Raw genomic sequence first — 15054 nt, forward strand, 5'->3', positions numbered from 1 at the left:
CCTTGCTAACCTTGTCGCGCTAGGGTGACGCCCGTCACTGCACGGCTGGCCGGGGGCGCACCATAACGTCGGTGAAACAACGAAGAACAGACCGACGACGAAACAAGACAAAGAGGCTCCCATGATTTCGATTCTCCGCTCCGACTGGTTCCTGAAGCTGATGGCCGGATTCACGGTCGGCGGGCTTTACGTGATGTTCCAGCAACCGGCGCTGGCCTTCGCGCTCTGACGCCGCGCCGCCGCACCCCTGCGGCACTGGAATTGGTCCCGCCGCTCTTGTGCGGGCGATCCCCACTCCCCAGATCGGACGGGTTCCGCCGCTTGTCGCGGCAGACGAATCGTTCGTCGCAAATCGCTGGCCAGTCCGGCGCCCGTGCGGGACGAACGGTCCCGGCCAACGGGTCGGGACGATAGAGGGTCGCAGTCGCGGGGTTTGAATGAAGGTTCAGTTTTCGGGCAGGTCGCTGCTCGGCATGACAATCGGCTCGGTCCTGCTTGCCGGATGCGTGAGCAGCACCGCGCTGGTGCCGCCGCCGCGTCAGCAGCCGGCCGCGCACGGCGAAGCGGGCGCCGTCACCGTCCCGATCGGTCCGCCGGTCCGCCCGTCGACCGCGCCGCCGCCGCCGCGCGGCACGCTCGATCCCGGTTTCCGCCGCCCGCCGCCCGGTCTCGACGATCGCATCGCCTCGCTGTGGCGTGCCTTTCCCGGCAAGACGGGGATTGCGATCCAGCGCGTCGACGGCGAATGGGCGCTGGCGCAGCGCGGCGGCGACCTGTTCCCGCAACAGAGCGTGTCGAAGCTGTGGGTGGCGCTGACGGTGCTCGATGCGGTCGACGCCGGCCGGATCAGCCTCGACCAGATGGTCCGCATCGGGCCCGAGGACCTGACCCTGTTCCATCAGCCGCTCGCCGCGCGCGTCCGCGCCGAGGGGGCGGTGACGATGAGCGTGCGCGATCTCATCGAAACCGCGATCACGCACAGCGACAATACCGCGAACGATAGCCTGCTGCGCACCGTCGGCGGGCCGAAGGCGGTGCGCGCCTTCATCGCCGACAAGGGGCTGGGCGCGATCCGCTTCGGCCCCGGCGAACGGCTGTTGCAGAGCGCGACCGCCGGGCTGAGCTGGCAGCAGAGCTATTCGGTCGGCCGCAATTTCCAGGCCGCGCGCTCGGCGCTGCCGGCCGCGAAGCGCCGGACGGCGATGGACAATTATCTGGCCGACCCGATCGACGGCGCCAGCCCCGCCGCGATCGCCAGCGCGCTGACGCGGCTCGCGCGCGGGACCTTGCTGTCGCCGGCCTCGACCGAATATCTGCTCGGCGTGATGAGCCGCACCCGCAGCGGCCCGAAACGGTTGAAGGCGGGGTTGCCGGACGGCTGGCAGTTCCTGCACAAGACGGGGACTGGGCAGGACCTGAACGGCATGACCGCCGGTTACAACGACATCGGCATCGCGACGGCCCCCGACGGCACGCGCTATGCGATCGTCGTGATGTTGGGCAACACCACCGCATCGATCCCCGCGCGCATGGCGCTGATGCAGGCGGTGTCGGGCGCCGTCGCCGAATTCCACGGACGATAGCTCCGCTCGATACGAGCGGGGGACGGACCGGACAGGCGCACGATGCCGGGGGGGGCGTGCGAATAGCGTTTGGGCGGCGGGAATTTTCGACTATGGGCCGCGCATGAAAAGCTGCTCCGTCCTTCCCCTTCTCGTCCTGTCGCTGGCGCTCGCGGGCTGCGCGACGCCCGAGACGCGGCTGCGCACCGGGCTGCGCGACGCGGGTCTGTCGCAGGCGATGGCGATGTGCATGGCCGACCGCATGGTCGACCGGCTGTCGCTGGTCCAGCTTCGCCGCCTGTCCGCCCTCGGCAGCCTCCGCGACAAGCGCGTGACCGACCTGTCGCTCGACCAGTTCCTGCACAAGGTGCGCGCGCTGAAGGATGCCGAGATACTGGCGGTGACGACCAGCTCGGCGGCGGTCTGCGCGCTGCGCTGACGACCCGGCCCGCTTTCGGTGCGCCAAGAATTTCTGGACGTGGCAGGGGTAGCCTTGCCGCGCAACTTGTGCTTATGCGGCCGCGATCATCTCCTCTTCCAGAGTCGAAAGGGCCGGCAGATCCCATGAACATCCACGAATATCAGGCAAAAGAGCTGCTCGCGAAATTTGGTGTCGCGGTTCCCGCGGGCATCCCCGCGATGAGCGTCGAAGAAGCCGTCGCGGCGGCGAAGCAGCTTCCGGGGCCGCTCTATGTCGTGAAGGCGCAGATTCATGCCGGCGGACGCGGCAAGGGCAAGTTCAAGGAACTCGGCCCCGACGCGAAGGGCGGCGTTCGTCTCGCCAAGACGATCGAAGAGGTCGAGGCGCATGCCAGGGACATGCTCGGCAACACGCTCGTCACTGTCCAGACGGGCGAGGCGGGCAAGCAGGTCAACCGCCTCTACATCACCGACGGCGTCGATATCGGCAAGGAATTCTACCTCGCGCTGCTCGTCGATCGCGCGACCAGCCGCATCGCGGTCGTCGCCTCGACCGAGGGCGGCATGGATATCGAGGAAGTCGCCCATTCGGCCCCCGAGAAAATCCACACCATCACCATCGACCCCGCCACCGGGCTGATGCCGCACCACGGCCGCGCGGTCGCCAAGGCGCTGAACCTGACCGGCGACCTCGCCAAGCAGGCGGCGAAGATTCTTGAAGGCCTCTATGCGGCCTTCCTCGGCACCGACGCTTCGCAGATCGAGATCAACCCGCTCGCCATCTGCCCGACCGCCGATGGCGACAAGCTCTATGTCCTCGATGCCAAGGTCGGCTTCGATTCGAACGCGATGTTCCGCCACAAGGACCTCGCCGAGCTGCGCGACCTGACCGAGGAAGACCCGGCCGAGGTCGAGGCGAGCGAATATGACCTCGCCTACATCAAGCTCGACGGCAACATCGGCTGCATGGTCAACGGCGCCGGGCTCGCGATGGCGACGATGGACATCATCAAGCTCAACGGCGCTTTCCCGGCCAACTTCCTCGACGTCGGCGGCGGCGCCAGCAAGGAAAAGGTGACCGCGGCGTTCAAGATCATCCTCAAGGACCCGGCGGTGCAGGGCATCCTCGTCAACATCTTCGGCGGCATCATGAAGTGCGACATCATCGCCGACGGCATCGTCGCCGCGGCGAAGGAAGTGAATCTTTCCGTTCCCCTCGTCGTCCGCCTCGAAGGCACGAACGTCGAGAAGGGCAAGGAAATCCTTGCGACCAGCGGCCTGCCGATCGTTCCCGCGAACGACCTGGGCGACGCGGCGAAGAAGATCGTCGCCGAGGTCGCCAAGGCGGCGTGACGCCGAAATCCTCTCCCCTTGGGGGAGAGGATAGGGAGACTTGGTCCGTCAGGACCTAGTCGGACTTGGAGAGGGTCCGCGAGCTTTCATGCCCTCACCCAGCTACGACTAGGCAGCAAGCTGCCAAGTCTGCGCAACCCTCTCCCCCAAGGGGAGAGGGGAAGACATTGACGTTTACGTAAACGCCAATTATGGCGCGGTGCACAATTTTTGAGAGGAGCTGGAAAGCGATGAAGATCCTCGTCCCCGTGAAGCGGGTGCTCGATTACAACGTGAAGCCGCGGGTGAAGGCCGACGGCACGGGCGTTGACCTGGCGAATGTGAAGATGTCGATGAACCCGTTCGACGAGATCGGGGTCGAGGAAGCGATCCGCCTCAAGGAAAAGGGCGTCGCGACCGAGATCATCGCCGTCAGCGTCGGCCCGGCGAAGGCGCAGGAAACGCTGCGCACCGCGCTCGCGATGGGCGCCGACCGCGCGATCCTGGTGCAGACCGACGACGAGGTCGAACCGCTCGCGCTCGCCAAGATTTTCAAGGCGATCGCCGATGCCGAACAGCCGGGTCTCGTGATCCTCGGCAAGCAGGCGATCGACGGCGACAACAACCAGACCGGGCAGATGCTCGCCGCGCTCACCGGCTGGGCGCAGGGCACCTTTGCCAGCGCGGTCAACGTCGAGGGCGATCATGTCAGCGTGACGCGCGAAGTCGACGGCGGTCTCGAGACGGTGAAGCTGAAGCTCCCCGCGATCGTCACCACCGACCTTCGTCTGAACGAGCCGCGCTATGCGTCGCTGCCGAACATCATGAAGGCGAAGTCGAAGCCGCTCGATACCAAGTCGCCCGCCGATTACGGCGTCGACACCGCGCCGCGCGTCAAGACGGTCAAGGTCTCCGAACCGCCCGTCCGCTCGGCCGGCGTCAAGGTCGCCGACGTCGACGAACTGGTCGCCAAGCTCAAGGCCATGGGCGTCCACAGCTAACACCCACGGATCAGAAGGAACGCAAGAGATGAAAACTCTGGTTTGGGTCGAACATGACGGTTCGTCGGTCAAGGACGCCACGCTCGCGGCCGTGACCGCCGCTTCGAAGCTCGGCGAAGTCCACCTGCTCGTCGCGGGCGAAGGCGTCGATGGCGTTGCCAAGGCGGCGGCCGAAATCGCGGGCGTGCAGAAGGTGCATGTCGCCGACAACGCCGCCTTCGCGCACAACCTGCCCGAAAATGTCGCGCCGCTCGTCGCCGAGTTGATGGCGAACCACGACGCGTTCGTCGTCCCCGCGACGACCACCGGCAAGAATATCGCGCCGCGCGTCGCCGCGCTGCTCGACGTGATGCAGATTTCGGAAGTGCTGTCGGTCGAAGGGCCGAAGACCTTCACCCGTCCGATCTACGCCGGCAACGCCATCGCGACCGTCGAATCGTCGGATGCGAAGCTGGTCGTCACCGTCCGCGGCACCGCCTTCGAAAAGGCCGCCGCGACCGGCGGTTCGGGCACGGTGGAAGCCGTCTCGGCGGGCGGCGACGCCGGCCTGTCGAGCTTCGTCGGCGCCGAGATCGCCAAGCAGGATCGCCCCGAGCTCACCTCGGCGAAGATCATCGTCTCGGGCGGCCGCGCGCTGGGGTCGAGCGAGAAATATCAGGAAGTGATCGTCCCGCTCGCCGACAAGCTCGGCGCCGCGCTCGGCGCCAGCCGCGCCGCGGTCGATGCGGGCTATGTCCCCAACGACTATCAGGTCGGCCAGACCGGCAAGATCGTCGCGCCGGAGGTCTATTTCGCGATCGGCATCTCGGGCGCGATCCAGCACCTCGCCGGCATGAAGGACAGCAAGACCATCGTCGCGATCAACAAGGACGAGGACGCCCCGATCTTCCAGATCGCCGACCTCGGCCTCGTCGCCGACCTCTTCAACGCCGTGCCCGAACTCACCGGCAAGATCTGAATTCAGATCGCATGGCATGAACGGAAAAAGGGCGGCCCGCAAACGGCCGCCCTTTCTTTTTGGGAGAAGATGATGTCCCTCGTCCTCGTCACCCGCGACGATGCCGTCGCCACCGTCACGCTCAACCGGCCCGAGGCGATGAATGCACTGTCGCGAGCGCTGCGAGCCGAGTTCGCCGCCGCGATGCGCGGGCTTGCCGCCGATGACGGCATCCGCGCGATCGTGCTGACCGGCGCGGGCGAGCGGGCGTTCACCGCGGGGCTCGACCTCAAGGAACTGGGTGCCGACACCGGTAACCTCGGCGCCGCCAACGCCGAAGGCGCCGACGAAAATCCCGTGAAGGCGATCGAACTGTGCCCGCAGCCGGTGATCGGCGCGATCAACGGGGTCGCGATCACCGGCGGGTTCGAGGTGGCGCTCGCCTGCGACATGTTGATCGCCTCGACCAACGCGCGCTTCGCCGACACCCACGCGCGCGTCGGGGTGATGCCGGGCTGGGGCCTGTCGCAGAAGCTGTCGCGCCTGATCGGCCTCGGCCGCGCCAAGGAACTGTCGCTCACCGGCAATTTCCTGGGGGCGGAGGCGGCGCGCGACTGGGGTCTGGTGAACCGCGTCGTCGCGCCCGCGGACCTGCTGCCCGCCGCGCAGGCGCTCGCACGCGACATCGCGAGCGCCGACCCCGCGATGGTGCGCGCCTACAGGGCGCTGATCGACGACGGCTATGCGCTGCCCTACGGCGAGGCGCTGGCGCTCGAACATGCGCGCTCGTCGGCGGCGAACCGCACGGTCAGCGCCGACGCGGTCGAGGCGCGGCGCCTGGCGGTGATGAAGCGCGGGCGCGAACGCGCCGGCTGATCCGCGGGCGATTCGCGCTTGCCCACCGCAAAAATCCTTAGCAAGGTTAAGTAATGACCGATCTCGTGCAACCGCTTTCCGCTTTCATGACGCGCATCGCCGGCCCCGGCGAGCTTTCGGGCCTGTCGCGCCTGTCGGGCGGCGCCAACATGGAAAGCTGGGCGTTCGACTGGGCGGGGCGCGCCTATGTCCTGCGCCGCGCGCCCTCGGCCGAATATATGGAAGGGCGCCCCTACAGCCACGCGGTCGAGGCGGCACTGGTCCGGGCGGCGCACGCGGGCGGAGTGAAGGCGCCCGAGGTGGTCGGGGTGCTGGCGGACGCCGACGGCATGGGCACCGGCTATGTCATGCGCCGGGTGGTCGCGGAGGTCAGCCCGGCGAAGATATTGGCCGATCCGCCGCCGTCGCTCGTCGCCGATCTCGGGCGCGAACTCGCGCTGATCCACGCGCTGCCGCGCACGGCGATCCCCGATGGCATAAAGGTGATGGACACCGCCGAGGCGCTTGCCGAGCTCAAGGCGCGCTTCCTCGCCTATGGCGGCGACCGGCCGGTGATCGCGCTCGCCGTCCGCTGGTGCGAGGCGCATCTGCCCGCGCCCGCCGATCCGGTGCTGGTCCATGGCGATTATCGCATGGGCAATGTGATGGTCGACGCGGACGGGCTGGCCGCGGTGCTCGATTGGGAACTCGCCCATCTCGGCGACCCGCACGAGGATCTGGCGTTCGGCTGCATGACGGTGTGGCGCTTCGGCCGACTCGACCGGCCGGCTTTCGGGGTCGGCAGTCTCAAGGATTATTTCGCGGCTTATGAAGCGGCGGGCGGGCGCCAGGTCGATCGCGAGAGATTTCGCTTCTGGCTGGTCTACCGCACGCTCTGGTGGGCGCTCGGCTGCCTGCAGATGGGGCAGGCGTGGCGCAGCGGCGCCGACACCACGGTCGAGCGCGTCGTCGTCGGGCGCCGCACCGCCGAGCAGGAACTCGACCTGCTGCTGCTGCTCGGCGACGAGGCGCCCGCGGCCGAGCAGTCGCGTCCGCTGCCGCCGTCGTCCGCCCCGCCGGCGCCCCCGGTCGGCGAGCCGACGACGCGCGAGATGGTGCAGGCGGTGCGCGACTGGCTGGGCGAGGCGATCAAGCCCGGCGCCGAGGGGCACGGCAAGTTTCAGGTGGTGGTCGCGATGAACGCGCTCGGCATCGTGATGCGCGACCTCGAAGCTGGGGTTCGCGCCGAGGATCGCGCGCTGGCGGAGGCCTTGCTGTCGGGGGCGACGACGCTCGCCGAACCCGGCCTGCTCGCCCGGCTGCGCCGTGCCGTGCTCGACAAATGCGCCGTCGACAGCCCGAAATATGCCGCGCTCGCGCAGGCGCGGGAGCAGTGGGACGGCTAGGGGATCCGCATACTCCTCTCCGTTCGTGCTGAGCTTGTCGAAGCACCGTTCTTTCCTTCAAGATCGATAGAAAGAACAGCCCTTCGACAAGCTCAGCACGAACGGAGCGGGTGACGGGTCAGAATTGAAAGGGAGAGGATGATGGATTTCGCGATTGCACCCGACCTGCAGGCCTATCTGGACGAACTCGACGCGTTCATCGAAGCCGAGATCAAGCCGCTCGAGGAGGCGGACGACAATATCCGCTTCTTCGACCACCGGCGCGAGCACAGCCGCACCGACTGGGACAATCAGGGCCTGCCGCGGCATGAATGGGAGGCGCTGCTGAAGCAGGCGACGCGGCGTGCCGACGCGGCGGGGCACTGGCGCTTCTCGGCGCCCAGCCAATATGGCGGCAAGGACGGGTCGAACCTGTGGATGGCGGTGATCCGCGAGCATTTCGCGGCGAAGGGGCTCGGCCTCCACAACGACCTGCAGAACGAGCACAGCATCGTCGGCAACTTCCCCTTCGTCGCGATGTTCGAACAGTTCGCGACCAGCGACGAACAGAAGCAGGAATTCATCCTCGGCGGCTTTGAGGGCAAGCGCCGTGCCGCCTTCGGCCTGACCGAACCCGACCATGGCAGCGACGCGACGCATATGGAAACGCGCGCGGTGCGCGAGACGCGCGACGGCGTCGACGGCTGGCTGATCAACGGCGAGAAGATGTGGACGACGGGGATGCATGTCGCGACCCACTGCGCGACCTTCTGCCGCACCAGCGGCGAGGACGGCAGCGCGAAGGGCATCACCTGCCTGCTCGTCCCCAACCCGTCGCCGGGCCTCGTCATCGAGGAATATCTGTGGACCTTCAACATGCCGACCGACCATCCGCGCGTCAGCTTCACCGACGTGTGGGTGCCCGACAGCGCGCGGCTCGGCCCGGTCGACGGCGGGCTCGCCATCGCGCAGAGCTTCGTCCACCAGAACCGCATCCGCCAGGCGGCCTCGTCGCTGGGTGCGGCGGTCTACTGCATCGAGGAAAGCGTGCGCTACGCGCGCGAGCGCAAGCCGTTCGGCGAGGCGCTGGCGAAGAATCAGGCGATCCAGTTCCCGCTGGTCGAACTGGCGACGCAGGCGGAGATGCTGCGCCTGCTGATCCGCAAGACGGCGTGGGAGATGGACAACATGCCGCACAAGGAGATCGAGCGCCGGCTGTCCGACAAGGTCAGCATGTGCAACTATTGGGCGAACCGCCTCGTCTGTCAGGCCGCCGACCGTGCGATGCAGGTGCACGGCGGCATCGGCTATTCGCGGCACAAGCCCTTCGAGCACATCTATCGCCACCACCGCCGCTACCGCATCACCGAGGGTGCGGAGGAAATCCAGATGCGCAAGGTCGCGGCCTATCTGTTCGGCTTCATGGGGCCGCGCAAGGAGACGCTGGGGAAGATCTGAGGATCATATAAAGACCGTGTGTCCCCGCGAAGGCGGGGACCCATCTCCGGTCCATGCTGATGGACCCCCGCCTTCGCGGGGGAACACGAAAAAGTGAAGGGCGTCAGCGCTTCCGCACGAATTCGGCGCGCAGCACCAGTCCCTTGATCCCCTCGTGCCGGCAGTCGATCTCCTGCGCGTCGCCGGTCAGGCGGATCGACTTGATGACCGTGCCGACTTTCAGCGTCTGGCCCGCGCCCTTCACCGTCAGGTCCTTGACCAGCACCACCGAATCGCCGTCGTTCAGCAGGTTGCCGACCGCGTCGCGCACCTCGGGGCCTGCGGCGGCGGCTTCGGCCCGCGCGCGCGCTTCGTTCGCGGGCAGCCATTCGCCGCTCGCCTTGTCATAGACATAGTCATCATCGTCGCTGGTCATGGCGCCGCTCTTAGAGCAGGACGGCGCCGATGGGAATCGCCATTGCGAGGGAAGGGCGGCAGTCGGCAGCGCCCCTGCCGCTCCCCGGCAGAAAGGGTGATGCAGATTTGACGCACGATGCTCTCAAGCCACAAAGGACACAAAACGATGCGCGCATGCGTGACTTTTGTGGCTTCAAGGCTCGGTCCCAAAGCCCTTGGCATCTCGGCAATCCATGATAGGTTTCTCCCTGAAACGAAAAACAGAGCCAAATAATCGGGAGAGCGGACATGCATGATCTGGTGATTCGCGGCGGCACGGTCGTCGATGGTTCGGGCGCGCAGCCCTTTGTCGCCGATGTCGCGATCGACGGCGACCGCATCGTCGCGGTCGGCGCTGACGTCGGCGCGGGCCGCGAGGAGATCGACGCGCGCGGCCGGATCGTCACTCCCGGCTTCGTCGACGTCCACACCCATTATGACGGGCAGGCGACGTGGGACCGGGAAATGGCCCCGTCGAGCTGGCACGGCGTCACCACTGTCGTCATGGGCAATTGCGGCGTCGGCTTCGCCCCCGCGCGTCCCGATCGCCACGACTGGCTGATCGGCCTGATGGAAGGGGTCGAGGATATTCCCGGCACCGCGCTGGCCGAGGGGATGTCGTGGGACTGGGAAACCTTTCCCGAATATATGGACGCGCTCGAAAAGCTGCCGCGCACGATCGACGTCGCCTGCCACGTTCCGCACGGTGCGGTGCGCGCCTATGTGCTCGGCGACCGGGAAAAGCCGGGCGCGGTGCCGACCGCCGAGGACATCGCGGAGATGTCGCATATCGTCGAGGAAGGCGTGCGCGCGGGCGCGCTCGGCTTTTCGACCAGCCGCACGGTGATCCACAAGTCGGTCGATGGAGAGGTCGTCCCCGGCACCACCGCGACGGCGGAGGAACTGATCGAAATCGGCCGCGCGATGGGGCGCGTCGGCTACGGCGTGTTCGAGATGGCGAGCGACCTCAACCGCGAATGGAACGAGTTCGACTGGATGGGCAAGCTCAGCCGCGAAACCGGCCTGCCCGTGACCTTCGCCGCGCTCCAGTCGATCGCCAAGGAGCTGCCGCTCGACGAGCAGATCGAAACGATGCGCGCCGAAAATGCGAAGGGCGCGAACATCGTCGCGCAGATCGCGCTGCGCGGCAACGGCATCATCATGGCGTGGCGCGGCACCGTGCATCCCTTCCGCTTCCGCCCGTCGTGGCGCGCGATCGAGGCGCTGTCGTGGGACGAGCAGAAGGCGAAGCTGCTCGACCCGGCCTTCCGGGCGCGGCTGCTGGCGGAGGAGAATGATTTCAGCGAGGTGCCCAAGGACATCATGGGGCTGCTGATGGTCGTCGCCGGCGGCTGGACGATGCAGTTCGAGATGGACGAGGATTTCGACTATGAGCCGGGGCCGGAGGCCAGCATCGCGGCGCGCGCCGCGGCGGCGGGGATCGATCCCGCGGCCTATGCCTACGACCTGCTCTGCCGCGACGACGGGGCCGGCTTCGCCTATCTGCCGATCCTCAACTATGCCGACGGCAATCTCGATTTCCTCGAAGCGTTGCAGGACGCCGACGACACGGTGAACAGCCTGTCCGACGGCGGCGCGCATTGCGGGACGATCTGCGACGCCGCGTCGCCGACCTTCATGCTCCAGCATTGGGTGCGCGACCGCAAGCGTGGCGGTCGCATTCCGCTCGAACGCGCGATCAAGCGTCAGTGCCGCGACACCGCGCTTCTTTATGGGCTGGAGGATCGCGGCCTGATCGCCCCCGGCTATCTCGCCGACATCAACGTCGTCGACATGGATCGGATTCGGCTCGGCAAGCCCTGGCTTGCTTTCGACCTGCCCGCGGGTGGCAAGCGCCTGCTGCAAAAGGCGGACGGCTATGACGCGACGATCAAGTCGGGGGTGGTGACCTTCCGCGGCGGCGAGGGGCAGGGCGCCTATCCCGGCACCGTCATCCGCGGCCCGCAGCGCGTCGAACTGGCGATGGCGGCCGAGTAGGCTTCTCAGGCCAGCGCCGCCACCGCTGTCTCCACGTCCGCCGCGCCATTATAGGCGTGGAAGGACAGCCGCAGAACGGTACCGCGAAAATCGGCGTGCAGGCCGTGCCGGTCCAGCAGCGCCGCGACGCGCGGCCGGTCGGCGCCGGTGTCGATGCACAGCGTCCCGCCGATCGCGCCCTCGGGCCAGCGCCATTGCGGCGTCGCGGCCTCCAGCGCGTCGCGCAGCATCGCCTGCAGCGCGCGGTTGTGCGCCGCAATCCGGTCCACGCCGATCGCCGCGATCTCCGCGATCCCGGCGGTGGACAGGACAAAAGGTGCGACGTCGGGGGTGCCGCCCCACCAGCGGCGCGCGTCGGGGGCGTAGCGGAAGTCGCCGATCGCCATTTCGAAGGGATCGGCGTGGCTCCACCAGCCCCGCTCGCTGGGGTAGAGTGCGGTGCGGTCGTGCGGAGCGACCCACAACCAGCCGCCGCCGGGGCCGCCGCACAGCCATTTGACGCTGGTGCCCAGCACCGCGTCGACGCCCCATGCGGCGGGGGCGACGGGCACGACGCCGACCGATTGCGCGCAATCGGCGATGCAGCGCGCGCCCGCGGCGTGCGCGGCCGCCGCGACCGCCGTAATGTCAGTCAGCGCGCCGCTGTTCGAACTGACGTGCATCGGGACCGCCAGCGCGACATCGTCGTCGAGCGCCGCGATCCAGTTCGCGGCGTCGCGCACGTCGGCATCGTCGGGCAGGTAACGCACCGTCCACCCCGCCGCCGCCAGCCCGCCGGCGACATAGCCGATGGTCGGAAAGGCGCTCGGCGCGAGCAGGATCGTCCGCCGTCCGGTCGCGGTGCCCAGCGCCGAAAGATAGCGCGACAGGCCGGCGCTGACGTTGGTCGCGGGGCACAGGTCGCGGGCCTCGACGCCGATCAGGCCCGCCAGCGCGGCGCGCCAGGCGTCGATCGCGGCCAGCCAGTCGGGCCACGCCTCGCCGGTGTCGCGCCACGGCGCCAGCATCCGGTCGCGCAGCAGCCCCTCGGCGGCGCGCGGCTGGCAGCCGACGCTGTGGCTCTTGAGGTAGACGGCGCCGGGGGGCAGGTGGAAGCGGTCCGCGACCGCTTCCGACAGCAGCGAGCCGGTCACAGCCCGCTGCCGTGGCCCGCCGCCGACGCGCCGCTGATGCTCGCCCGCTTCACGCCATATTCGGCGCCCCAGCGGTCGGTCATCTCGCAGCGGACGTCCCACAGCTCGGGGAAGAAACGGTGTCGCATGCCCGCGTTGAGCAGCTCGACGGGGCGCCCTTTCAACGATTTCGACCCCATGCCGATCGACCGGTGGATCAGCTGGATATGGTGCGCGCGGAACAGCTGGAATAGCTCGTCGAACTCGACCATCGCCTCGGCGACCATATAGGCGTCGTCGTGGCGATAGCCGGTGTCATAGACGTCGGCGACGCTGCGCCCGGCCGCGTCGAGATAGACCGCCTTGTAGCGCGCCCATAATGGCTGCGGCAGCGTCAGCAGCAATTGGAAACCGGGACTTTCCTGTCCCGATCCGTTGCCGAGCAACAGCCGGATCGCCTGATAGTCGAACGGGCTCATCGTCTCGAGCAGCGCAAGCTGGTCGGTCATCAGCCGCATGATGCGGTGGACGCGGCCGAACAGCGTCAGGACGCGCATCGTCTCGCGCGCCGCCATGTGCCCGTCGATCTCGGCGAGCGTGAAGGCCATCAGCTTCATCCACAGCTCCTCGACCTGATGGACGATCTGGAACTGCAATTCGTCGGGCGTGGACAGGTCGGCGAGCCGCTTCTGGCACTGGAGCAGGCGGTCGACCGAGAGATAGACGCCGTAATCCTTCATCTCGGGCGTTTCGATACGGTTGTGGACTTCGATCTTGTCGAGCATGGGGCATCCCCTTGCGAAAATGGCACGAATGGACGGGGCGCGGGTCCGCGCCGGTCGCTCAGCCGCGCGGCGTCACGCCCGCAGGGGGGTGGCGCGGCGATCCGGCCTGGCCGAGCCAGAGCGGCATGCCGGCGCGGCGCCTCCGGCCGGCGGAAGCGCGCGCTACGTGCGCGCGGGATTCGCCGCCCCGCCGTGCGGAGCCGCGATCGCCAGCCGGGATGCCTGATAGCGTCACGCCCTGATCGATAGCATGGCGCGCCGCGCCGTCGCCAGCCTAATTCGTCGCCGCGTCCGACGTGTCGCGGACATCGCCGTCGGCGTCGATCTCGGCGTGCGCTTCGCGTTCGATCGCGTCGTGCCGCGGGTGCAGCGGCGCGATACGCAGCACGACGAAGCCCGCGAGCGCCGCGGCCAGCGACCCCATCAATATCCCGATCTTCGCCTCCTCGACCAGCAGCGGTTCGCCGGGGAAGGCGAGGCCGCCGATGAACAGGCTCATCGTGAAGCCGATGCCGCACAGCAGCGCGACGCCATAGACCTGCCACCAGGTCGCGCCGCGCAGCGGCCCCGCGATGCCGAGCTTCACCGACAGCCAGACGCTGCCGAAGATGCCGACCTGCTTGCCCAGGAACAGCCCCGCCGCGATGCCGAGCGGCAGCGGCGAGAATATCTGCGCGGCGGTCAGCCCGCCGATGTCGACCCCCGCATTGGCGAAGCCGAACAGCGGAACGATCGCGAACGCGACCCACGGATGCAGCGCATGTTCGAGCCGGTGGAGCGGCGAGGTCGCGCTGTCGGGCGCATCGGGGGTGCGCTCGAAGGGGATGGCGGTCGCGGCGAGCACCCCGGCGATCGTCGCATGCACCCCCGACAGCAGCATCGCGTACCAGAGCAGGCCGAACAGCGGGACATAGACCGAAAGGCGCCGGACGCCCGCGCGGTTGCACGCGGCCATGACCGCGAGCACCGCCGCCGCCGCGCCCAGCGCCGCAAGGTCGATCTGCGCGGTGTAGAAGAGCGCGATGATCGCCACCGCGCCCATGTCGTCGACGATCGCGACGGTGACGAGGAACAGCTTGAGCGAAGTCGGCGCGCGGCGTCCGAGCAGCGCCAGCACGCCGATCGCAAAGGCGATGTCGGTCGCCGCCGGGATCGCCCAGCCCCGCGCGAGCCCGGGGGTGCCGGCCGCGACCAGTGTATAGAGCAGCGCCGGCACCGCCATCCCCGCCGCTGCGGCGATCATCGGCAGGCGCCGCCGGTCCCAGCTGGCGAGCCGCCCGTCGACGAACTCGCGCTTGATCTCCAGTCCGACGAGCAGAAAAAAGACCGCCATCAGCCCGTCGTTGATCCACAGATGCACCGTCATCGGGCCGATCGCGTCGGCCAGCACGGGCCCGGTCACGGCATGGATCGCGTGATGGTAAGCCGGACCGAAGGACGAGTTGGCGACCAGCATCGCCAGCGCCGCCGCGACGATCAGCAGCATCCCGCCGGCGCTCTCGCTCGCCAGAAAGGCGCGCAGGACGGAACGGGGCGTCGAGTGAGGCGGCATGCGGGGAATATCCTGTCGGGTCGGCGTTGGCGGGAGGGTGGCCATCCCTATGCCCGCTCGGTGTGCGCGGATCAAATCGAAGCCAACGTCGCCGCTCTTCTCCCGCTTGCGGGAAGGGAGGGCAGGCGTCGTGGGTTTACGCCGGCGGACTATGCCGCCCGCATTCGGTAGTGACTCGGTCCGGATTTGGAAGGAGCAATTTCCTATCTCGTCACCCCGGAT

Annotated in this window: 13 protein-coding genes; 9 read left to right on the forward strand and 4 right to left on the reverse strand. The window is 68.1% G+C overall.

Features of this window, described 5'->3' with window-relative positions; genetic code table 11:
• Nucleotides 1-473 precede the first annotated feature (473 nt).
• The 8 genes from bla (at nt 474) to SGR02S_RS09540 (ending at nt 8950) form a co-directional block, all read left to right on the forward strand.
• Nucleotides 474-1583: a class A beta-lactamase gene (gene bla, locus SGR02S_RS09505; RefSeq protein WP_255211438.1), complete on the forward strand. Its 1110-nt coding sequence runs from the start codon at nt 474-476 to the stop codon at nt 1581-1583.
• Nucleotides 1584-1686: 103 nt separating this feature from the next.
• Nucleotides 1687-2001, forward strand: a complete 315-nt coding sequence (locus SGR02S_RS09510) for a hypothetical protein (protein WP_067108483.1) — start codon at nt 1687-1689, stop codon at nt 1999-2001.
• A gap of 125 nt (nt 2002-2126) precedes the next feature.
• Complete coding sequence (gene sucC, locus SGR02S_RS09515) at nt 2127-3335, forward strand: ADP-forming succinate--CoA ligase subunit beta (protein WP_067108485.1); 1209 nt, start codon at nt 2127-2129, stop codon at nt 3333-3335.
• 230 nt (nt 3336-3565) lie between these two features.
• Nucleotides 3566-4315, forward strand: a complete 750-nt coding sequence (locus SGR02S_RS09520; protein WP_067108486.1) for an electron transfer flavoprotein subunit beta/FixA family protein — start codon at nt 3566-3568, stop codon at nt 4313-4315.
• Between the two features lie 28 nt (nt 4316-4343).
• Nucleotides 4344-5273: an electron transfer flavoprotein subunit alpha/FixB family protein gene (locus SGR02S_RS09525; RefSeq protein WP_067108489.1), complete on the forward strand. Its 930-nt coding sequence runs from the start codon at nt 4344-4346 to the stop codon at nt 5271-5273.
• Nucleotides 5274-5345: 72 nt separating this feature from the next.
• Nucleotides 5346-6128: an enoyl-CoA hydratase gene (locus tag SGR02S_RS09530; protein ID WP_067108519.1), complete on the forward strand. Its 783-nt coding sequence runs from the start codon at nt 5346-5348 to the stop codon at nt 6126-6128.
• Between the two features lie 53 nt (nt 6129-6181).
• The gene (locus SGR02S_RS09535) at nt 6182-7513 is read left to right on the forward strand and encodes a phosphotransferase family protein (protein ID WP_067108491.1); all 1332 of its coding nucleotides are present in this window, start codon (nt 6182-6184) and stop codon (nt 7511-7513) included.
• 141 nt (nt 7514-7654) lie between these two features.
• Nucleotides 7655-8950 (forward strand): acyl-CoA dehydrogenase family protein, encoded by a 1296-nt coding sequence (locus SGR02S_RS09540; RefSeq protein WP_067108493.1) that lies wholly within the window; start codon nt 7655-7657, stop codon nt 8948-8950.
• A 103-nt stretch (nt 8951-9053) separates the two neighbouring features.
• Here SGR02S_RS09540 and SGR02S_RS09545 read toward each other — a convergent pair whose 3' ends face one another.
• The gene (locus tag SGR02S_RS09545) at nt 9054-9365 is read right to left on the reverse strand and encodes an alkylphosphonate utilization protein (RefSeq protein WP_067108495.1); all 312 of its coding nucleotides are present in this window, start codon (nt 9363-9365) and stop codon (nt 9054-9056) included.
• Nucleotides 9366-9634: 269 nt separating this feature from the next.
• On the opposite strand from SGR02S_RS09545, the gene SGR02S_RS09550 reads away from it, so the two are divergent.
• Entirely contained in the window at nt 9635-11383 is a 1749-nt protein-coding gene (locus SGR02S_RS09550) for an N-acyl-D-amino-acid deacylase family protein (protein ID WP_067108497.1), read from the forward strand.
• A 5-nt stretch (nt 11384-11388) separates the two neighbouring features.
• On the opposite strand, the gene SGR02S_RS09555 is transcribed toward SGR02S_RS09550, so the two are convergent.
• From SGR02S_RS09555 to nhaA, 3 genes are all read right to left on the reverse strand, one after another.
• A complete protein-coding gene (locus SGR02S_RS09555) occupies nt 11389-12516 on the reverse strand; it encodes an aminotransferase class V-fold PLP-dependent enzyme (RefSeq protein ID WP_067108499.1) in 1128 nt (375 codons plus the stop codon).
• A complete protein-coding gene (locus SGR02S_RS09560; RefSeq protein WP_067108501.1) occupies nt 12513-13280 on the reverse strand; it encodes a tryptophan 2,3-dioxygenase family protein in 768 nt (255 codons plus the stop codon). Before SGR02S_RS09560 ends, SGR02S_RS09555 begins: the two co-directional genes overlap by 4 nt.
• A gap of 274 nt (nt 13281-13554) precedes the next feature.
• On the reverse strand, nt 13555-14832 hold the full coding sequence (gene nhaA / locus SGR02S_RS09565) for a Na+/H+ antiporter NhaA (RefSeq protein ID WP_067108503.1): 1278 nt from the start codon (nt 14830-14832) through the stop codon (nt 13555-13557).
• Nucleotides 14833-15054: the final 222 nt, after the last annotated feature.

This window comes from Sphingopyxis granuli NBRC 100800, from assembly GCF_001591045.1.
Lineage (GTDB): Bacteria > Pseudomonadota > Alphaproteobacteria > Sphingomonadales > Sphingomonadaceae > Sphingopyxis > Sphingopyxis granuli.